The organism is Pseudarthrobacter sp. Hb11 (assembly GCF_059383655.1).
The window spans coordinates 65,657-85,373 of record NZ_JBWZCM010000012.1; the positions used below are offsets into that span (position 1 = coordinate 65,657).

19 protein-coding genes are annotated in these 19,717 nt (G+C 65.7%); all 19 read right to left on the reverse strand.

The features are described from left to right. Positions 1–29: 29 nt before the first annotated feature. Entirely contained in the window at positions 30–1,505 is a 1,476-nt protein-coding gene (locus AC50X7_RS15260; protein ID WP_494979793.1) for an NAD(P)/FAD-dependent oxidoreductase, read from the reverse strand. A gap of 58 nt (positions 1,506–1,563) precedes the next feature. Continuing rightward, positions 1,564–2,940 carry a S8 family serine peptidase gene (locus tag AC50X7_RS15265; protein WP_494979794.1) on the reverse strand — a complete coding sequence of 459 codons (1,377 nt, stop codon included), beginning with the start codon at positions 2,938–2,940 and terminating at the stop codon, positions 1,564–1,566. A 27-nt stretch (positions 2,941–2,967) separates the two neighbouring features. Beyond that, positions 2,968–3,915: a Ppx/GppA phosphatase family protein gene (locus AC50X7_RS15270; RefSeq protein ID WP_494979795.1), complete on the reverse strand. Its 948-nt coding sequence runs from the start codon at positions 3,913–3,915 to the stop codon at positions 2,968–2,970. Further along, a complete protein-coding gene (locus AC50X7_RS15275; RefSeq protein WP_494979796.1) occupies positions 3,912–4,583 on the reverse strand; it encodes a DUF501 domain-containing protein in 672 nt (223 codons plus the stop codon). The genes AC50X7_RS15270 and AC50X7_RS15275 overlap by 4 nt, the downstream gene beginning before the upstream one ends. A 28-nt stretch (positions 4,584–4,611) precedes the next feature. After that, positions 4,612–5,295 (reverse strand): FtsB family cell division protein, encoded by a 684-nt coding sequence (locus AC50X7_RS15280; protein ID WP_494979797.1) that lies wholly within the window; start codon positions 5,293–5,295, stop codon positions 4,612–4,614. A 124-nt stretch (positions 5,296–5,419) separates the two neighbouring features. Then, a complete protein-coding gene (gene eno / locus AC50X7_RS15285; protein WP_307095956.1) occupies positions 5,420–6,700 on the reverse strand; it encodes a phosphopyruvate hydratase in 1,281 nt (426 codons plus the stop codon). 132 nt (positions 6,701–6,832) lie between these two features. After that, positions 6,833–7,453 (reverse strand): MazG nucleotide pyrophosphohydrolase domain-containing protein, encoded by a 621-nt coding sequence (locus AC50X7_RS15290; protein WP_494979834.1) that lies wholly within the window; start codon positions 7,451–7,453, stop codon positions 6,833–6,835. Positions 7,454–7,517: 64 nt separating this feature from the next. Beyond that, entirely contained in the window at positions 7,518–8,654 is a 1,137-nt protein-coding gene (locus AC50X7_RS15295; RefSeq protein ID WP_494979798.1) for an adenosine deaminase, read from the reverse strand. A gap of 40 nt (positions 8,655–8,694) precedes the next feature. Next, complete coding sequence (locus AC50X7_RS15300) at positions 8,695–9,423, reverse strand: DedA family protein (RefSeq protein WP_494979799.1); 729 nt, start codon at positions 9,421–9,423, stop codon at positions 8,695–8,697. A gap of 126 nt (positions 9,424–9,549) precedes the next feature. Beyond that, positions 9,550–10,179: a DedA family protein gene (locus tag AC50X7_RS15305; RefSeq protein WP_494979800.1), complete on the reverse strand. Its 630-nt coding sequence runs from the start codon at positions 10,177–10,179 to the stop codon at positions 9,550–9,552. Between the two features lie 6 nt (positions 10,180–10,185). Continuing rightward, on the reverse strand, positions 10,186–11,520 hold the full coding sequence (locus AC50X7_RS15310) for a thymidine phosphorylase (protein ID WP_494979801.1): 1,335 nt from the start codon (positions 11,518–11,520) through the stop codon (positions 10,186–10,188). Next, positions 11,514–11,921: a cytidine deaminase gene (locus AC50X7_RS15315; protein ID WP_494979802.1), complete on the reverse strand. Its 408-nt coding sequence runs from the start codon at positions 11,919–11,921 to the stop codon at positions 11,514–11,516. The genes AC50X7_RS15310 and AC50X7_RS15315 overlap by 7 nt, the downstream gene beginning before the upstream one ends. A 7-nt stretch (positions 11,922–11,928) precedes the next feature. Then, positions 11,929–13,254: an ABC transporter permease gene (locus AC50X7_RS15320; RefSeq protein ID WP_494979803.1), complete on the reverse strand. Its 1,326-nt coding sequence runs from the start codon at positions 13,252–13,254 to the stop codon at positions 11,929–11,931. Next, positions 13,251–14,624: an ABC transporter permease gene (locus tag AC50X7_RS15325; RefSeq protein WP_494979804.1), complete on the reverse strand. Its 1,374-nt coding sequence runs from the start codon at positions 14,622–14,624 to the stop codon at positions 13,251–13,253. The genes AC50X7_RS15320 and AC50X7_RS15325 overlap by 4 nt, the downstream gene beginning before the upstream one ends. Then, a complete protein-coding gene (locus AC50X7_RS15330) occupies positions 14,617–16,197 on the reverse strand; it encodes an ABC transporter ATP-binding protein (RefSeq protein ID WP_494979805.1) in 1,581 nt (526 codons plus the stop codon). Before AC50X7_RS15330 ends, AC50X7_RS15325 begins: the two co-directional genes overlap by 8 nt. Before the next feature lie 180 nt (positions 16,198–16,377). Then, entirely contained in the window at positions 16,378–17,487 is a 1,110-nt protein-coding gene (locus AC50X7_RS15335) for a BMP family lipoprotein (protein ID WP_494979806.1), read from the reverse strand. Positions 17,488–17,733: 246 nt separating this feature from the next. Continuing rightward, a complete protein-coding gene (locus AC50X7_RS15340) occupies positions 17,734–18,765 on the reverse strand; it encodes an NADP-dependent oxidoreductase (protein WP_494979807.1) in 1,032 nt (343 codons plus the stop codon). Next, the gene (locus AC50X7_RS15345) at positions 18,762–19,190 is read right to left on the reverse strand and encodes an organic hydroperoxide resistance protein (RefSeq protein ID WP_494979808.1); all 429 of its coding nucleotides are present in this window, start codon (positions 19,188–19,190) and stop codon (positions 18,762–18,764) included. Before AC50X7_RS15345 ends, AC50X7_RS15340 begins: the two co-directional genes overlap by 4 nt. 47 nt (positions 19,191–19,237) lie before the next feature. Beyond that, entirely contained in the window at positions 19,238–19,672 is a 435-nt protein-coding gene (locus tag AC50X7_RS15350) for a MarR family winged helix-turn-helix transcriptional regulator (protein ID WP_494979809.1), read from the reverse strand. Positions 19,673–19,717 lie beyond the last annotated feature (45 nt).

Here is a 19,717-nt window from a genome sequence, read left to right on the forward strand (position 1 = left end):
CCGCCGTCGTGTGCTAATTCAGGGCAGGTCTATTTGACGCTGGCCGGGAGCACGTCCGCTTTCGTGGTGGCGGTGGAACCTGAACCGCCGGCCACCGGGGCAGGAGCGTCCGCAGCGGGTGCGGCGGCTGGCTTGGGAGCCGGGGTAGCTGCTGCCACGAAGGCGCCGCGCGGGTTGTCCAGGTCCATCAGCTGCGTGGTGTCGCGGCCCGCGAAGAAGCTGAGGATCCAGTTGAAGACCACCCGGAATTTGCGCTCGAAGGTGGGCATGGCCATGCCGTGGTAGCCACGGTGCGCGAGCCAGGCGAGACCGCCCTTGAGGCCGATGCTGCCCACAAGGTTGATGTTGGCAACGCCTTTCCACTCACCGAAGCCTGCAACAGCACCCAGGTTCTTGTGCTTGTAGTCCTTCAGCGGCTTGTCCCAGCGGGAGGCCCACAGGTTTTTGGCGAGGCGTTTGGCCTGGCGGAGCGCATGCTGGGCGTTAGGGACGCAGGTGCCGTCCGGGAGGCCCTTTCCGGTGAGGTCCGGCACGGCGGCGACGTCGCCGGCTGCCCAGGCGTTGTCGATGATGCCTTCATCGCCTGCAACCCGGAGGTCCGGCAGGACGCGCACGCGGCCGCGGGGCTCGAGCGGGAAGTCGGTGGAGCGGACCATGGGGTTGGCCTGCACGCCGGCCGTCCACACGAGGGTGTCCGTTTCGAACTCCTGGGCGGGGGTCTTGTCCGGGAGGTTGATGAGCTTGAGGCTGCCCTCAGCGTTGTCCAGGGATGTGTTGAGGAGTACCTCGATGCCGCGGCTGCGGAGGTGCTCCACAACCCATTCCGCCTGCTGGGCGGTGACTTCGGGCATGATCCGGCCCATGGCTTCAACCAGGACGAAGCGGACTTCCTCCTGCTTGATGCGGGGGTTGTTCCGGACGGCGGCCCGGGCGAGGTCTTCCATTTCGGTGATGCACTCGATGCCGGCAAATCCGCCACCCACCACCACGAACGTGAGTGCCTTGGCGCGGGCAGCGGGGTCGGTCATGGTGGAGGCGACTTCGATGCGCTCCAGGACCTTGTTGCGGAGGGCAACAGCTTCCTCGATGGTCTTCAGGCCGATCCCCTTGTCCGCGAGGCCCTTGATGGGGAACGTACGCGTGATGGCACCTGCGGCCATCACAACGTCGAAGTAGGGAACCTCAAAGTGCGCGCCGCCATCAGCGGGAGCCACTACGGCGGTGCGGTTGGCGTGGTCGATCGAGGTCACGCGGCCCTGGATCAATTCGGTCTGCTTGAGGTGCTGGCGGTGGGAAACCACAGCGTGGCGCGCCTCGATGTTGCCACCGGCCACCTCGGGCAGGAACGGCTGGTAGGTCATGTACGGCAGTGGATCCACGAGGGTGACGATGCCACCGGCGTTCGCGATCTTCTTCTGCAATTTGAGTGCTACGTACAGGCCGACGTACCCGCCGCCGACGACGAGTACCCTGGGACGGTCCTGGAGCTCTGGGGTGGTTGCCATGGATCAAGGATACCGCAGTTTGTGAAAATCTTCACTAACTGTCCCAAAGCTACAGGGCTTAGGTCTGACGCTCGGAATCCACACTGCCCATCACCCCTGTGTCGGGCTCCTCGGCCAGCTCGGCCGGTCTCGCCGCCGCCCGCCGGAGCTGGATGACCGCTGCCGCGATGATCGCCACGAACAACAGGCTGAAACCGATGACGACGGCGGCGCCGAGAGCACTGTCCCGCTGCGACGGCGGCTCTACCGCAGGGACGGTGGCCTCCGGCAGGGTGGGCGCCGCGCTGGGGACTTCCGCGGTGGGGAGCGGTGCGGGGGTGGCAAAGTTGCCCCGCCGGTGGACCCGGATCCACTCGGCAATGGAACCAAGCGGGTTTGCCGCTGCTTCCGGCACGTCGGCCTTCAGCGCCGCCTCTGCGTTAAGGACCCCGAAGCCGTACAGGGGATCCTTGCCGGGGGCTCCGGCGTCCTTCGCAGTTGAAACAATCCTGTTGATGACCTGTTCGGCGCTCATGTCCGGCCACTTGGAACGGATCAGCGCCGCAACACCGGCAACGATGGGCGTAGAGCCGGAGGTCCCTGCCCATTCCGCGTAGCTGCCGCCGGGCACGCCGCCCAGCAGGTTCTCCGCGGGCGCCGCTACGCCGATGCTGATTCCCTGGGAGGATGCGTCAACACTGGCTGTGCCCTTGCGGTCCACGCCGGCGACCGTGAGGACGCCGGGAATGGTGGCAGGAGCGCCCACCTGGATGTTGCCGCCCACCCGGTTGCCCGCGGCGGCCACAATCACTACGTCTTTTTGCTCGGCGTAAAGAAAGGCGGCGTCCCAGCTTTGCGGCCACTGCGGGGTGGTGCTGCCGAGGGAAATATTGATGACCCTGGCGCCGTTATCCACCGCCCAGCGGACGGCCTCGGGGATCTGGTCCTGGTCGCTTTTGCCGGACGGGTTCGTTGAGCCCAGCCAGGTGGAGACCGAGAGGATCTGTGCTTCCGGAGCTACCCCCACGATTCCGTCAGGGGGAAGGGCTCCGGGGCGGGGTGAAGGCGAAGGCTTGGGCGAGGCAGTGGCGCGTGCGGGCTGGTGGCCGCGTCCTGCGAGCATGGTGGCCACCAGCGTGCCGTGTTCCGTCTTGGAGCCTACGCCCTCCTGCCCGTTGGGCTGTCCTGAACCGGAGGCGTCATAGCCGCCGGCAACGGCTCCCTTGAGGTCAGGGTGCTGGGCGTCCACGCCGCTGTCGATCACGGCCACCTTGACCCCGGCGCCCTTGGAAACCTCCCAGGCCTTGGTGATGCCGGACTCCGCCAGCCAGTACTGCTTGTCGCGCCATTCGTCCGCCTGCGCCGCCTGGGCAGTGAACAGGCCGGTGACGAGGCAGCCGCCGGCCAGGACCAGCGCGAGCAGGGCTGCGCCGGTCCGTCCAAGCGGTGCTCTCATTCGGGTGGTGGATATCTGCATGGGCCGTCAGCCGATACTCAGGGCGATGCCGTCGAGGATGTCGTGTTCGCTGGCTGTGGCTGTTGCGATGCGCCCGCCGGTGAGCTTTGCCAGCCGTTCGAGGATCCGGCCCCACACCAGTCCCCCGGCGCCGATGACGTCCACCCGGCCGGGGTGCATGTAGGGCAGGCCGGCGCGTTCCGATCGCGTCATGGTGAGGAGCTCGGTGGAGGCCGCCCGGACTGTGCCGAGGGGCAGTTCGGTGCCGTGAATCGCGTCTGGTGAATATTCAGGAAGGCGAAGGGCATGCGCGGTGATGGTGGTAATGGAACCGGCAACGCCCACGACGGCGGTGGCGCGTTCCAGGGGTACGTCCTGCCCGGCGCGGGCGATGGCGGCGTCCACGTCAGCTTCCGCGGCAGCTATTTGTTCGGCGGTGGGCGGGTCCTGGCGCAGATGCCGTTCGGTCAGGCGCACACAACCGATGTCCACGGACTTGGCCGCCGTCACCCCGGCTGCCGTACCCAGGACGAACTCGGTGCTGCCGCCGCCCAGGTCAACCACCAGCACCTCCTGGCCGTCAAGGATGGGCAGGACGCTGCTGGCTCCGGCAAAGGACAGCGCAGCTTCCTCGTCACCGGAAATGACCTCGGGTTCCACGCCCAGGAGGTCCCGGACGCCGTCCACGAACACGTCCCGGTTCCGTGCGTCACGGCTGGCGGAGGTGGCAACGAAGCGGACCTTGACGGCACCGTGTTCCTTTATCAGGCTGGCGTAGTCGGCGGTGGCCGCAAACGTCCGCTCCAAGGCCTCCGGGGCCAGTTCGCCCGTGGCGTCCACTCCCTCGCCCAGCCTCACCACGCGCATCTCGCGCACGACATCCGTGAGGCTGGTGGTTCCGTTGCTGCGGTCGATGTCCGCGATCAGGAGGCGGATGGAATTGGTGCCGCAGTCGATGGCGGCGACGCGGGTCATTTACCGGCCTCGGCAGTCCCGGAAGTCTTCCGGACCGGCGCAGGGCGGCCCACGATGTCCGGCAGCCCCTGCGGCCCGTGCCGGCTGAGGTCCCTGGACGGAGCTTCCCCTGCCGTATCCCAGGCGCCTTCGCAGTAGCACCTGTCTGTGGTCCACCACTCACTGATCGCGTTGATGGCCTGGTCCCCCAGCGGGTTGACTCCTGGACCGGCTGCGAGGGAATGCCCCACCAGGACGTGGAGGCACTTGACGCGGGTCGGCATGCCGCCGGCGGATATCCCGTCGATCTCAGGAACAGCTCCGATTCCAGACCGTTCACCGATGGCCGCACGCGCTGCCAGGTACGCCTCATGCGCGGAGCGGTAGGCGTTGGCCAGTTCATCGTTACCGGCCAGCTGCTCGTTCATTTCGGTCATCACACCTGCTGCTTCCAGCCGGGAAACCGCAGAGGTGATGACCGGATGAGTCAGATAGTACGTGGTGGGAAACGGGGTTCCATTGGCGAGGCGTGGAGCGGTTGCGGCCACCAGCGGGTTGCCGCAGACGCAGCGCGCGGGAATCTCGACGACGTCCCGTACCGGCCGTCCCAACTGGCGGCTCAGTACCTCCAGGTCTCGTGCTGATGGCTGGCGGGATTCGTCCCGGGCGGCTGCCGTGTTAAGTTCCACTGTCGCGGGCCGTCCTTCCTTTTGCGGTTCAGTCTGTGGCCGCGCGCGTGATGGACTCCCACAGGGAATCCACCCACGGCAGATCGGCGGGGTCTTGTGCTGCTGCACCGGTTTGGCTACTGCTTTCTCCGGCCGGCAAATCGCTGCCGAAGACCCAGTAGCCGGTTTCGCCCGGCATAACCATGTTAATGCGGTCGCGGGCCTGCTGTTTCACGTAGTTGGGGTCCTCCCAGCGGGAGACCTGCTGGCGCAGGCTGTCACCTTCAGCCACCCGGGCTGCGATGTCCGCATTCAGGGCTTCGATTTCTGCCCTTTTGTCGAAGAAAATCTTCACCGTGGGCGCCAGCATGATGGTAATGGCAATCATGACCACCGCCAGCGCGAGCATCCGTCCGGAAAACGCCTTGGCGGGGACGGGCTGCTGGTCATCCGCGGTTTCGGTGCCGGCTGCCGGGGAGGTGCCTTGGGAACGGTTCCCTTTCCCTCCACCGGCAGATGCGGTGACGCCGTGGGATCCGGACGAAGTCCTGGAGCCGGGCGGGTTGCCGCCCGCGGCGTGGCCTGCGTTCGGTGCCGCGGCTTTCCCGCCGGCCCCATGCGTGCCGGGCTTGTCCTTGGCGGTACCGAAATCCGCGCGGATGACGTCGGCCTCCGCAATCGTTGCCTGGCGGGGTGGGGCGACCTTTGGGACTTTGGGACGGCGGGTAGCCATGACACTCCTGAAACACGCAGCCTGCCTGGGCCGCCACTAGCTGGGCTGGAACTAATACTGCCGAAACAAAAACGGTGGCTATGGTCTTTCAACCATAGCCACCGACGCGTCGTTGATGCGGCTACTAGCCCTTGAAACGCGGGAACGCGCTGCGGCCTGCGTAGCGCGCGGCGTCGTCGAGTTCCTCTTCGATGCGCAGCAGCTGGTTGTACTTGGCAACGCGCTCGGAGCGGGCCGGGGCGCCGGTCTTGATCTGGCCGGCGTTGGTGGCCACCGAGATGTCGGCGATGGTGGTGTCCTCGGTTTCGCCGGAGCGGTGCGAGGTGATGGTGGTGTAGCCGGCGCGCTGGGCCAGGCTCACGGCGTCGAGCGTTTCGGTGAGCGAACCGATCTGGTTCACCTTGACCAGCAGGGAGTTGGCGGTCTTGGTGTCGATGCCGCGCTGCAGGATGGCGGGGTTGGTGACGAAGAGGTCATCACCCACCAGCTGGACCTTGTCGCCGATGGAGTCGGTGAGGGTCTTCCAGCCGTCCCAGTCGTTCTCGTCCAGCGGGTCTTCGATGGAGACCAGCGGGTAGTCGGCGACGAGCTCGGTGTAGTAGGCGCTCATCTCGGCGGAGGTCAGGGCCTTGCCTTCGAACTGGTAGGCACCGTCGGTGAAGAACTCGGAGGAGGCGACGTCCAGGGCCAGGGCGATGTCCTTGCCCGGGGTGTAGCCGGCGTTCTTGATGGCTTCCTGGATCAGGTCCAGTGCTGCACGGTTGGAGGGCAGGTTCGGCGCGAAGCCGCCTTCGTCGCCCAGGCCGGTTGCGAGGCCCTTTTCCTTCAGCACGGCCTTGAGGGCGTGGTAGACCTCAACGCCCCAGCGCAGGCCCTCCGAGAAGGTCTCGGCACCCAGCGGGACAACCATGAATTCCTGGATGTCGACGTCGGAATCGGCGTGCGAGCCACCGTTGAGGATGTTCATCAGCGGGACCGGCAGGACGTGGGCGTTCGGGCCGCCAAGGTACTTGTACAGCGGCAGGTCAGCGGAGGCGGCGGCTGCGTTGGCAACGGCCAGGGAAACGCCGAGGATGGCGTTGGCGCCCAGCTTGCCCTTGTTCGGCGTGCCGTCCAGGTCCAGCATGGCCTGGTCGATGCTGCGCTGGTCCGTGGCGTCGAAACCGGTCAGGGCCGGAGCGATCTGGTCGATGATGGCGTCAACAGCCTTCTGGACGCCCTTGCCGAGGTAACGGCCTTTGTCGCCGTCACGCAGCTCAACGGCTTCGTGCTCACCGGTGGAGGCACCGGAGGGAACTGCCGCGCGGCCGATCTGGCCGTCCGAGAGCAGTACTTCAACTTCTACTGTGGGGTTGCCGCGGGAATCAAGGATTTCGCGGGCGTGGATGGCATCGATAAGCGCCATGAATTTGCTCCTTATGGCTGATTAACGGGGGAAATACAGCTGAAAACTCGACGTACTCGTCACGGACCAGCGTAGTCGAGAGTGGTCCGGGTTACGGAAACCTATCCGGCCCCGGACGTCATGATGGTGCGGTTACCTCTGTTGGTGCTGCTCGGGGACGCGCTGCTGGTAGTTCCGGACCGCGCCGCGCAGGGCACGCTCGGCGTCGAATCCGCCGGCGCGGGCAGAACGCACGACGGCGAGCAGCAGCTCGCCGAGCTCGTCCTCCGACGTGAAAGCGGGCACGTCCACCGGTGGTTGAACCACCGGTGGTTGAACCTCCGGAAACCCGGCCCTCGCCGCGCGGTCGATGGACTTCTGCGCCCGGGCCAGCGCGGGGAGCGCCCGCGGAATGCCTTCGAACGGATCCCGCCGCCCGGGCCGCTCTGACCGCTTGACGGCGTCCCACTTCTGCACGATCTCATCAACCGTGGCAGGAAAACTGTCCTGCAGGGAGCCGTCCGGGCGGAACACGTGCGGGTTCCGGCGTACCATCTTGGCACTCAGGCCGCGAGCGACGTCGTCGAACGTGAAGGCGCCGCGCTCTTCGGCAAGCCGGGCATGCAGCACCACCTGGAGCAGCACGTCGCCCAGCTCGCCCCGGAGTTCGGCGTCGTCGGTTCCTTTGCCGGTTCCGGCCTCGATGGTTTCGGCCACCTCGTAGGCCTCCTCCAGGAGGTACTCCACCAGCGACTCATGGGTCAGCGCGCCCATCCAGGGGCAGTGCTCCCGCAGGGCGGCGATCACGCCGATGAGCTCCGGCAGGGGTGACGGCTGGCTAGCCAAGGTTTGCGTAGGCGTCGTTGATGTACTCCACCAGTGCTTCCTTCTCCTCAAGGGGCAGAAAGGATGCCTCGGCGGCGTTCAGGGTGAGCTCCAGCAGGTCGTCGAGATCGTAGTCGAAGGTTTCCACCAGGAGGTCGAACTCGTCCGTCAGGGTGACGCCGCTCATCAGCCGGTTGTCGGTGTTGATGGTGACGTTGAAGCCGAGCTGGTAGAGCATGTCCAGCGGATGGCTTTCGATGCCGTCACCGAAGCCGGCGATGGCGCCGGTCTGGAGGTTCGAGGACGGGCAGATCTCCAGGGCGATGCCACGGTCGCGGACCCAGCTGGAGAGGTCGCCGAGGGTCACCAGGCCGATGGTGTCCTCGGTCTCGTCATCGTCGTCGAACTCCACCATGATGTCCTCGGCGATCCTGACGCCGTGTCCGAGCCGAAGCGCCCGGCCGTCCACCAGGGCGGACTGGATGCTTTCCAGGCCGGCTGCCTCGCCGGCGTGCACCGTGGCGGGAAAGTTCTGCTGGGCAAGGTAGGTAAAAGCCTCTTTGAAACGGGAGGGCAGGAAACCGTCCTCGGCTCCGGCGATGTCGAAGCCGACGGCGCCCTTGTTGCGGTGGCGGACTGCAAGCTCAGCGATCTCCTGGCCGCGTTCGGCGTGGCGCATGGCGGTGATCAGCTGGCCCACCTGGATTTCCCGGCCGGTCTCCCCCACGGCCTCGACGCCGGCCTCGAGGCCTTCCTGCACCGCTTCCACAGCTTCGTCCAGGGTGAGGCCCTTTTGCAGATGCTGCTCTGGCGCCCACCGCACTTCGCCGTACACCACGCCGTCGTCAGCAAGGTCCTCGACAAATTCCTTAGCTACGCGGATGAGCCCTTCGGCGGTCTGCATCACGGCAACGGTGTGGTCGAAAGTTTCCAGGTAGCGGACCAGGGAGCCGGAGTTCGCGGATTCCCGAAACCATTGCCCGAGCGCGACCGGATCGGTCGACGGAAGGGTGTGCCCAACGGCCTCGGCCAGTTCGATGATGGTGGCCGGACGGAGTCCTCCGTCCAGGTGGTCGTGAAGTGAAACCTTGGGCAGGTTCTTCAGGTCAAAATCGATGGCAGGGGCAGCGTCAACAATAGGCTCAGTCACGTACCCCACCTTAGGGTGGGCAGCAGTTCAATGCCAGCGGCTAGGTGGCGGCCGGTCCGCCGTCTGCGGCTGCGGGTGCCATGACCGCGGTGGCGCCGGTTTGTCCGTGCCGTGCCCCGTTGGGACCGCCGTCGAGCCACTCATCCACTTCTTCGGCGTCGTTGCGGGCAAGATGCTTGTGCCACAACCGGAGCAGGTGGTCGATGAGGATACCGAGCACAATTGCGAACACCACCGCAATGCCCGCACTGAGCAGGGGGTTGTGGTGCAGCCACGGGAAGGAACTGGCCAGCAGGCCAATCCCGACGGAATACCCCACCCACGTGAAGCAGGCGAAGGCGTCCAGCAGGAAGAAGCGGCGGTGGGAGAAGCCTGTGCTTCCGGCGACGTAGTTGACAGCCACCCGGCCCCAGGGAATGTAGCGGGCCGTGAAGACCAGCACGGCGCCGCGTTTGTCCAGTTCGTAGCGGGCCCAGCCGAAGGCCTTCTGGACCTTGGGCCGGCGCATCCACTTCCACCGGTTCAGGCCGATCCGGCGTCCGAGCATAAAAGCCATGTTGTCCCCGGCAATGGCACCGATCAGCGCGGTGAGGCCGAGGATCCACAGATTGGGTTCCCCGCTGTGGCGGGAAAACGCTGCAAGGGCCACGATGAGGGTCTCGCTGGGGACCACCATGGCGAAGCCGTCCACAAAGAAAAACAACAGCAGGACCGGGTAGATCCACCATTGGCCAGCTGCATGGAGCACGGCCTCATTAATAAACTCCACGCGGTCTTGCTCCTATGCAAAATGGCACCGGCCAAAAGTGCCGCAGCCAAAGCGGAAATCGTTCCTAAGTGTCCCACGGCCGCGGCGCAACACGCTACGCCCCGTCCTGCCCGAACAACGGTCCGGCTACGCTTCTGGTTCCTTCATCCGTTCCACCATCGGAGCCCTGCGCCGGACCCGGTTGATGACGAGGTCCACCACGATCCCCAGCGCCACCGCGCAAATGATGGCGATGACAGCGCCCAGGAGGTGGTTGTTTTCAAACCACTGGCCGAAGAACAGGCCGATTCCCACCGAGTAGGCCGCCCACAGGCTGGCCGACAGGACAGTCAGCCCCACAAAGCGCAGGTGCGGATAATGCGTGACCCCGGCTGTGAGGTTCACCGCAACCCGGCCGATCGGGACGAACCGCGCCACAAGGATGAGCGAGGCAGGGCGCTTGCGCAGCTCCCGGCCTGCCCACCGAAAGGCACTTTGCATGCGGGGGCCCCGCATCCAGGCCCAGCGCCGGGTGCCCACCCTGCGCCCGATCAGGTAAGCGATGTTGTCGCCGGAAAAGGCGCCCAAAGCCGCCACCAGCATTAGGAGCCAGGGGTTGGGAACGTCTGCGGTGGCTGCAACGGCGGACAGACCCACCACCACTGACTCGCTGGGGATGGGCGGGAAGAAGCCATCAATGATGCAGCATGCCAAAACAAGGAACAACACCCAGGGCTGTCCGGCTGCCGCGAGAATGAAGTCATTGATGGCCTGCATGGGTCCCTATGCTATGCGGTCAATGATGAGGCGCTGTGCGGGCCGTGATCCCTCGGGTGCGATGACTGCTGCGTTTTCCAGCGCTTCTTTGGCGCGGGCGAACCGTTCCGGGGTGTCGGTGAGCAGGGTCATCAGGGGCTCGCCCGCCCGGACCACGGCGCCTGGCTTGGCGTGCATGCGGACTCCCGCGCCTGCCTGCACCACGTCCTCCTTGCGGGCCCGTCCGGCACCGAGCCGCCAGGCTGCCACGCCCACGGACAAGGCATCTAGTTCCACCAGCACTCCGTCCGCCGGGGCGTAAACCACCTCGGACTCCCGGGCCGCTGGCAGCTTGGCCCGCGGGTCCCCGCCCTGCGCCTCGATCATCCGGTTCCAGACGTCCATGGCGCGGCCGTCCTTGAGGGCAGCCGCAGGGTCGGCGTCGTGCACTCCTGCAGCGGCGAGCATCTCCTCGGCGAGCCGGACCGTCAACTCCACCACGTCGTCGGGTCCGCCGCCCGCCAGCACCTCAACGGATTCCTCCACCTCGATGGCGTTACCCGCAGTCAGGCCCAACGGCGTGCTCATGTTGGTGAGTAGAGCCACGGTGTTGACGCCGGCATCCTTACCGAGCGCCACCATGGTCTCCGCCAATTCACGGGCCGTTGCCTCGTCCTTCATAAACGCGCCGCTGCCCACCTTCACATCCAGCACCAGAGACCCGGTGCCCTCGGCGATCTTTTTGCTCATGATCGACGAGGCGATGAGGGGGATGGCCTCAACCGTGCCGGTGACGTCGCGGAGTGCGTAAAGCTTCTTGTCCGCGGGAGCGAGGCCTGCGCCGGCTGCGCAGATGACCGCGCCCACGTCCTGGAGCTGGGCCAGCATCTGCTCGTTGCTGAGGGAGGCCCGCCAGCCGGGAATTGCCTCGAGCTTGTCCAGCGTGCCGCCGGTGTGCCCGAGTCCCCGGCCGGAGAGCTGAGGAACGGCGACGCCGAAGACCGCTACCAGTGGCGCCAAAGGCAGGGTGATCTTGTCCCCCACGCCTCCGGTGGAGTGCTTGTCCGAGGTGTACTTCAGCCCACCGTCGGGGCGGCGCAGGCTGGAGAAGTCCATCCGTTCGCCGGAGGCGATCATGGCGGCCGTCCACCGGGCGATTTCGGTGCGGTTCATGCCGTTGAGCAGGATGGCCATGTTCAGGGCGGCCATCTGCTCGTCCGCGATGGCTCCCCGCGTGTAGGCATCGATGGTCCAGTCAATCTGGTCCGCGCTCAGCGTGCCCTTGTCCCGCTTGATGCGGATGATGTCCACGGCGTCGAACGCTTCGGCGATGTTTTCTGCTGCGCGGGCCTCTGTCACCATGTTTCCTCCAGGTGTTCGGGACCAAAGGCGTCTGGCAGCACCTGGTCCATGGTCTTGATGCCTTGGGTGGTCATGAGCTCCATTCCTGGTGCCCGGAATTCGTAGAGCAACTGGCGGCAGCGCCCGCACGGCATCAGGACGTTGCCCTTGCCGTCCACGCAGTAGAACGCCCGGAGCAGTCCGCCGCCGGTCATGTGGAGGTTGCCCACGAGAGCGCACTCAGCGCACAGGGTCAGCCCGTAGCTGGCGTTTTCGACGTTGCAGCCACTGACGATGCGGCCGTCCTCGGTGAGGGCTGCCGCCCCCACCGGAAACTTCGAGTAGGGCGTGTAGGCCCTGCCCATGGCGTCGACGGCGGCAGCTTCCAGGGCGGGCCAGTCCACGGCCCTTGCGGGTCCCACCCGCCCGTCAGCCCTTGACATACGGGATGCCGCTGGCTGCCGGCCCTCTGGACTTGCCCACCAGTCCGGCCACGGCGAGAACCGTCACCAGGTAGGGCAGCATCGCCATGAATTGGCTGGGCACGGGGGTGCCGATAATGGTCACGATGCTTTGCAGGTTGTCAGCGAACCCGAACAGCAGCGCGGCGAAGAATGCGCCAATGGGGTTCCACCGGCCAAAGATCAGGGCAGCGAGCGCAATGAAGCCGCGGCCGCCGGAGATTTCCTTGGTGAAGCTGTCGATCGCCACGAGGGTGAAGAAGGACCCGCCAATGCCGGCGACGGCGCCGCCCAGGGTGACGTTCCAGAACCGGGTGGCGTTCACGTTGATGCCCAGGGTGTCGGCCGCCTGGGGGTGCTCGCCCACGGCGCGTACGCGCAGGCCCCACCGGGTCTTGAAGAGGCCTACCCAGACCACCAGGACCGCGATGTACATCAGATATCCCACCAGGGACTGGCGGAACAGGATGGGCCCGATGATGGGGATGCTGGACAGGACGGGGATCTCGATGATGTCGAGGCCGGGAGGTGAATTGAACTGGTCGCTGTCCGCCTGCATGACCGTACTGAAGAGGAAGCCGGTAACACCTGAGACCAGGACGTTCAGGACAACACCCACGATGATCTGGTTGACCAGGTATTTGATGCTGAACACCGCCAGCACCATGGACACCACGGCCCCGGCCACTGCGGCGGCCAACAGCCCGATGAAGGGGTTTTGCGTCATGCTGGCAACGATGGCGGCGGTGAAGGCGCCGCCCAGGAGCTGGCCCTCGATGGCGATGTTGACCACGCCCACGCGCTCACACAGGACGCCGGACAACGAGCCGAACACGAGCGGGACGGCGAGGGTGACGGACCCGGCGATCAGTCCGGCCAGCGAGATGCTCGGGGTGCGGGCGCCGCCCACCACCCAGATGAGGAAGGCGGCCACGAACAGGACGATGAAGGTAACTGTCAGCCACCCGGGAGCCGGCCGGTCCTTGGTTTTCAGGTACACCGCATAGGCTGCGAGCCCCAGCAGGAGTACGGACAACACGATGCCGCCCACGAACGCGTTCACGGCGAGGGCCGGCAGCTGGAAAAAGTCTTCGCCCGTGGAGATGCCGAAACTGGCGGTCTGGTTGGGTGCCAGCAAACCGAAGAAGACCAGGGCGATCAGACCGAAGACGGTGAGCAGGACAGGCGTCCGCCAGGTCACCGGCTTGGCGGAGACGGCGGCGGAGCCGGTGTCTTTGGAGGTGTCACCCTGCTGTGGGTTTCCGGGGCGGGGCGCCGATAGTTTTGTGCTCATGCTGCACCTCCGGTTGTGGCTGCCTGGCGGGACTTGGCCGCACGGGCCGGCTTCTTGCGGCGGGGGTTCAGGCCAAAAACGGCCCGGACCAGCGGCGGGGCCGCAATAAAGAGGACGATCAGGGACTGGACCACCAGGACGATGTCGATCGGGGTTCCGGTCTGGATCTGCATCTGGACGGCTCCGGCGCGGAAGGCGCCGAACAGCAGGCCGGCAGCGAAAGTGCCCCACGGCGTCGAACGTCCCAGGAGGGCGACGGTGATCGCGTCGAATCCATAGGTGGCCGCCACGCCATCCGTGAGGACTTTCTCCGTGCCGGCCACCTGGGCGACGCCCGACATACCCGCCAGGCCACCGGCGATGGCCATCACCAGGATGGTGGAGCGGGAAACATTGATGCCTGCGGTCTGGGCAGCCTTGGGGTTGGCGCCCACGGCACGGAACTCAAAGCCCACGGTGGATCGGTTCAGGAGCCACCACACCAGGACGGTGGCCGCGATTGCCAGGAGGAAGCCCAGGTGCAGCCGGTACTGCGTGCCGAAAATCTGCGGGTACACGGCGGTGGGGTCCAGGATGGGCGAAATGGGGTTCGTCTCTCCCGGCCGCTGGAAGGCCGGCGTGTTCAGCAGGTACCGCAGGAAGTACAGCGCGATGTAGTTGAACATGATGGTGAGGATGACTTCATGGGCGCCCGTCCGGGCTTTGAGCAGCCCCACAAGGCCGCCCCAGAAGGCACCGCCAATGATGCCGGCCACCAGGACCAGCAGCAGGTGCAGTCCCAGGGGCAGGTGGAGGGCGAAGCCCACCCAGGCGGCAAGGATGCCGGCCACGATGATCTGCCCCTGCGCGCCGATGTTGAACAGTCCCGCGCGGAAGGCAAGTGCCACGCCCAGGCCTGCTGTGATGAGCGGCGTGGCAATGGTGAGCGTTTCCATAAACGGTGCGAACTGGGCCGCGACGCTGTTGCCCCGGGGGTTGAAGACCGAACCCTGGAACAGGGCGATATAGGAGCGGGTGACGGCGTTCCACACAGCCGTCAGGAAATCGGTGGGGCGGGCGAAAATGTAGGTGGAGGTCGTGGCCACCTGCTTGTCCGTGCTCGCGATCAGGAGGCCGCCTATGATGAGCGCCAGCAGGACGGCCAGGACCGAGACCATGCCGCTCCCGGTAAAGATTTTGCGGAGCCGGGTGTCGGGGCCGCCCGGGAGCTGCCCGCTTTGGGCAGTGGCCGGAACCGCCGACGGTTCCATGGCGCCGCCGGCAGTATCAACGGATACGACGGCGGCTGTCTCCTCCGGAGCGGGGGCGGGTCGGTGCGCTTTGCTGCCGCCCTCTTCGGCTGCGTGCTTGGGTGGATGCTTGTCAGACATGGTCGCCTCCTTCGGCGTCGGAAGTGGAGGCTGCGGCAGCGGCGGGCGCCTGCCCTGTGGTGTGCCCGTGTTCCTCCGGCGGGATGCCCGCCATCATCAGGCCCAGGACGTCACGGCTGGTGCCGCCCGGAACAACGCCCACCAGCTTGCCCTTGTAAATCACCGCAATGCGGTCTGCCAGTTCCATCACCTCGTCCAGCTCGGTGGAGATGATCATCACCGGAGTGCCCTGGTCCCGTTCCGCCACGATCCTGCGGTGCAGGAACTCGATGGAGCCCACGTCCACGCCGCGGGTTGGCTGGGAGGCGATGAACAGGCGCAGCGGGCGGGAGAGTTCGCGCGCCATGACCACTTTCTGCTGGTTGCCGCCGGACAACGTACCTGCGGCGGCTGCGGCGGAGGGCGTCCGGACGTCGAATTCGCCGATGCGGGCCTTGGCGTTCTCCAGGATCTTCGCCGGGCTCATGCTGATGCCCTTCGCGAAGGGAGGCTTGTCGTAAAGGTCCAGGACCAGGTTCTCGGCCACCGAGAACGTGCCCACCAGACCGTCCACCTTGCGGTCTTCCGGAACAAACCCGACGCCGGCGTGCAGGACTTCCTTGACGGACCGGCCCAGCAGTTCCTTGCCGTCGAGCCTGATGGAGCCGGAAACCCGGTCCTGGAGGCCAAGGATTGCTTCGGTGAGCTCGGTCTGCCCGTTGCCCTGGACGCCTGCCACGGCGAGGATCTCGCCGCGGGCGATGTCGAGGCTGAGCCCGTCCACCACGTGCTGGCCGTTGGAAGCGATGACTGTGAGGTCCCGGACTTCGAAGGTTTTCTCCTTCGGCTCCGCGGGTGCTTTGTCGAGGGTCAGGCTGACGGCGCGGCCCACCATCATCGAGGCGAGTTCCGCTGTTGGGGCAGCGGGGTCTGCAGTGCCCACCACCTTGCCGCGCCTGATCACGGTGATGGTGTCCGAAACTTCCTTTACTTCGCGCAGCTTGTGCGAGATGAAGACAATGGACGTGCCGCCGGCCTTGAGCTGGCGCATGATGTCCAGCAGTTCGTCGGTTTCCTGGGGTGTCAGGACCGCGGTGGGTTCGTCGAGGATCAGGACCTTGGCGTTGCGGACCAGCGCTTTGATGATTTCGACGCGCTGCTGGACGCCCACGGGCAGGTCCTCCACGAGGGCGTCCGGATCGACGTCGAAGCCGTACTGGTCGGAGATTTCCTTGATCCGGCGGCGCGTCTCTTCCAGGTTGAGGAAACCGGCGGCCTTGGTGGGTTCTGCACCGAGCGCCACGTTCTCAGCCACCGTGAAGACGGGGACAAGCATGAAGTGCTGGTGCACCATCCCGATCCCGGCCGCCATCGCATCGCCTGGTCCGCGGAAGGCCACCGCTTTGTCGTCCACGAGGATTTCGCCCCCGGACGGCTCGTAGAGGCCGTACAGCACATTCATCAGGGTCGATTTTCCGGCCCCGTTCTCGCCGAGCAGACAATGTATCTGTCCGGGCTCAACCACCACGTCGATGTGGTCGTTGGCGAGCAGGGTTCCGAAGCGTTTAGTGATCCCTCTGAGTTCAAGTTTCAAAACTCTGACCAATCTCGAAGCGTCCAGTGATCGACCGGACGGGATATGTGGCTGCAGCACCAGCCTAGTGGGTGCAGTCCTGGGATGAGCGGGCGGTGGCCCGAAAGAGGAAGCCCACAGCAAAAAGCGCCACCGCCCGGCCAGTCATTGACCAACCGGGGGTGGCGCTTCAGATGCGGGTCAGGCCTTGGGGCTGGCGGCGGACTCCACCTTCAGCTTGCCGTCAACGATGTCCTTCTTGATCTGCTCAAGTTCGGTCTTCAGCTCCGCAGGGACCTGGGACTCGAGATCGTGGAACGGGGCCAGCTGCACGCCTTCGTTGGCCAGGGTGCCGACGTACGGGGTGTTGCTGAACTTACCTTCCTTGTCCTCCTTGACCACGGCCTCCACGGCGTCGCCCATCTGCTTCATGACGGAGGACAGCATGATGTCCTTGTAGTCAGGGGCCGTGAGGTAGCCGTCGGAGTCGACCCAGATCAGCTTGACGTCCTTGCCGGCGTCCTTGGCTTCGCTCAGCGCGGCACCGGCACCTTTGCCCACCGGGCCGGCCACGGGCATCACGATGTCGGCGCCCTGGTCCAGGAAGTTCTGGGTCAGCTGCTTGCCCACGTCCTGCTTTTCGAAGTCGCCCGTGAAGCTGCCGTCCTGGGCGGCCTTGTTCCAGCCAAGGAGCTTGACGTTCTTGCCCTTTTGCTCGTTGTAGTACTTCACGCCGTCCGCGTAGCCGTCCATAAAGATGGTGACGGTGGGAATCTTGATGCCGCCGAAGGTGGCTACGGTTCCGGTCTTGGTGGTTCCTGCGGCGAGGTAGCCGGCGAGGAAGGCAGCCTGGGCTGTGTCGTAGATGATCGGCTTGACGTTGCTGATGGGTGTTTCGTAGCCGAAGTCGATGATGGCGAAGTGGCTGTCCGGGTTGGCCGTTGCCTGTGCCTTGGTGGCGTCGCCCAGGAGGAAGCCAACGGTGACGGTCAGGTTGCAGCCTGCGGTGACCATGGCGCGCAGGTTGGGCTCAAAGTCGTTGTTGGTCTTGGACTCCACTTGGTTGACCTTGATGCCGAGGTCGGCTTCAGCCTTTTTCAAGCCCTCATAGGAGGACTGGTTGAAGGACTGGTCGTCGAATCCACCGGAGTCGGAAACGATGCAGCCGGTGTAGTCGGTGGCCCCGGCGGTCGAAGTGTTTCCGGCTTCGGGCGCTGCGCCGCAGGCGGTCAACAGAAGGGCCGAAGCGCTGACGGTAGCCAGGCCGGCCATTGAACCGCGCTTGAATTGTGCACGCAGTGATGTCTTCAATTTTCCTCCAGGATGAAGAGAGTGGCGCTACGGCTGGAATTCAATGAGTGTCCGTTTCTGCACTGAAATTCTGTTTTCACTGAGGTCCGCAGCACTGCGCCGGAGCGCACTGATGCCACCTACCTTAGTGGCCTGCACCACGTCCTAATAGCACAGCGGGACTTGTTCCCGGAGATTGTTTACAAGTTGTTACCAACCAGTACGGGTGCCGCGTCCGGACGGCGGTGCCCGTACTGGTCCGGCTGGTTACTGCCCAGGCTGGAGGCGGACCAGCATCTTGCCGGTGTTGGCTCCGTCAAGCAGGTCCATAAAGGCCTGCGGGGCGTTCTCGAGCCCGTCAACGATTGTTTCGTCGTACTGCACGGTGCCGTCAGCCAGCCACCCTGCCATTGTCGAGGCAAATTCGGCGGCGTGCTGCCGCTGGCCGCCCACCAGGAAACCTTTCAGGGTGAGTTGCTTGCCGATGGCCAGCATCAGGTTGTGCGGTGCAGGCGTCGGCTCCGTCGAGTTGTACTGCGCAATGGCTCCGCACATCGCCACCCGGCCGCCGACATTGAGGGTGGCCAGCGCTGCCTCGAGGTGCTCGCCACCCACGTTGTCGAAGTAGACGTCGATACCGCCGGCACCGGCCGCTTCCTCCAACTGCCCGCGCACGGGACCGTCGTGGTAGTCGAAGGCGGCGTCAAAGCCGAGCTCAAGAAGCCGGGCCACCTTGGCGGGTGAACCTGCCGATCCGATCACGCGGGAGGCACCCATCGCCTTGGCGATCTGGCCCACCAACGAACCCACTGCCCCTGCGGCACCGGAGACGAACACGGCGTCGCCGGTTTTAAACCCGGCCACCTTTAGCAGTCCGGCATATGCGGTAAGCCCGGTCATGCCCAGGGCGCCGAGGAACGCGGACGCGGGGGCGAGATCGGTGCGGGCAGGCTGGGCAGCGCGGCCGTCCACTACTGCGTACTCGCGCCAGCCGAGGCTGTGCACTACAACCTCGCCCTCCTGGTGCTCCGGGGATCGGGACGCGATCACCTCACCCACGGCGCCCCCGTCGAGCGCTCTGTCCAGGGCGAACGGCGCGGAGTATGACTTGACGTCGTTCATGCGTCCGCGCATGTAGGGGTCCACGGACATGTAGAGGTTCCGGACCAGGATCTGGCCGTCCCGCAGCGCGGTCAGCGGCGATTCGGCAAGCCGGAAGTTTCCCGCCACGGGGCGCCCCACCGGGCGGGAGGCCAGTTGGATTTCGCGGGTGGTGGCAGGGAGGGTTCCAAGGCTCACGCGGCGAACTCCATGATCCTGATGTCCACGGTGATGTTTCCCCGAGTGGCGTTGGAGTACGGGCAGATCTGGTGCGCCTTGGCAACCAGTGCCTCTGCCGTGGCCAAGTCCAGTGCGGGCAGCGCGATTTCCAGTTCCGCGGCAAGACCGAAGCCGGCCCCGTCCAGCTGGCCGAGGTGGACTTTGGCAGCTACCGCCGAGTCTGTCAGGTCGGCCCTTTCCTTGCGGCCCACCAGGCGGAGCGCGGAGTGGAAGCAGGCTGCATAGCCGGCGGCGAAGAGCTGCTCGGGGTTGGTTCCCTGCCCGTCTCCGCCCAGCTCCACGGGGCTGGACAGGGTGACGTCCAGCTTGCCGTCATTGGAGCGGGCATTGCCGTCGCGTCCTTCGCCCGAGGCGAGCGCCTCGGCAGTGTAAAGAGGTTTCATGGTGTATCCGTTCTGTTCTGAGGCTGAAAACTTCCGGGCCGATGCTGTCAGCGGCTGTTATGGAGGGCGGCAGTCAGCCGGCCCAGGGTGTTGTGGAGCTGGTCGAGCTCCTCGGGCGTCAGCCCTGCCGCCTCGGCCAGCCGTTTGGGGATGGCGCCGGCTTTTCCGCTGAGTTGCCGTCCGGCGGCCGTCAGGTGGATGGCCACGCGGCGCTCGTCCTCGCCCGACCTGCGGCGTTCCACCAGGCCCAGTGACTCCAGGCGCTTCAGCAGGGGCGAGAGCGTGCCGGAGTCGAGTCCGAGCTCCTCGCCCAGTTCCTTCACGCCGCGCGGCTCGTTTTCCCAGAGCACCAGCATCACCAGGTACTGGGGATAGGTCAGGCCGAGCTCGTCAAGGACAGGCCGGTAGACGGCAGTCGCGGCGCGGGAGGCTGAGTAGAGCGCAAAGCACACCTGGCGGTTCAGCCGTGGAGCATCAGTCATAAGAACATCCTAGGGCCCAATTCAATTGGGCACAACTTAAAACAC

Bases quoted from the DNA above. Each gene is read 5' to 3' on its own strand.
- AC50X7_RS15260 (WP_494979793.1), bottom strand. From the start codon at position 1,505: ATGGCAACCACCCCAGAGCTCCAGGACCGTCCCAGGGTACTCGTCGTC.
- AC50X7_RS15265 (WP_494979794.1), bottom strand. From the start codon at position 2,940: ATGAGAGCACCGCTTGGACGGACCGGCGCAGCCCTGCTCGCGCTGGTC.
- AC50X7_RS15270 (WP_494979795.1), bottom strand. From the start codon at position 3,915: ATGACCCGCGTCGCCGCCATCGACTGCGGCACCAATTCCATCCGCCTC.
- AC50X7_RS15280 (WP_494979797.1), bottom strand. From the start codon at position 5,295: ATGGCTACCCGCCGTCCCAAAGTCCCAAAGGTCGCCCCACCCCGCCAG.
- eno (WP_307095956.1), bottom strand. From the start codon at position 6,700: ATGGCGCTTATCGATGCCATCCACGCCCGCGAAATCCTTGATTCCCGC.
- AC50X7_RS15290 (WP_494979834.1), bottom strand. From the start codon at position 7,453: ATGGGCGCGCTGACCCATGAGTCGCTGGTGGAGTACCTCCTGGAGGAG.
- AC50X7_RS15305 (WP_494979800.1), bottom strand. From the start codon at position 10,179: ATGCAGGCCATCAATGACTTCATTCTCGCGGCAGCCGGACAGCCCTGG.
- AC50X7_RS15310 (WP_494979801.1), bottom strand. From the start codon at position 11,520: ATGGTGACAGAGGCCCGCGCAGCAGAAAACATCGCCGAAGCGTTCGAC.
- AC50X7_RS15320 (WP_494979803.1), bottom strand. From the start codon at position 13,254: ATGAGCACAAAACTATCGGCGCCCCGCCCCGGAAACCCACAGCAGGGT.
- AC50X7_RS15325 (WP_494979804.1), bottom strand. From the start codon at position 14,624: ATGTCTGACAAGCATCCACCCAAGCACGCAGCCGAAGAGGGCGGCAGC.
- AC50X7_RS15345 (WP_494979808.1), bottom strand. From the start codon at position 19,190: ATGAAACCTCTTTACACTGCCGAGGCGCTCGCCTCGGGCGAAGGACGC.
- AC50X7_RS15350 (WP_494979809.1), bottom strand. From the start codon at position 19,672: ATGACTGATGCTCCACGGCTGAACCGCCAGGTGTGCTTTGCGCTCTAC.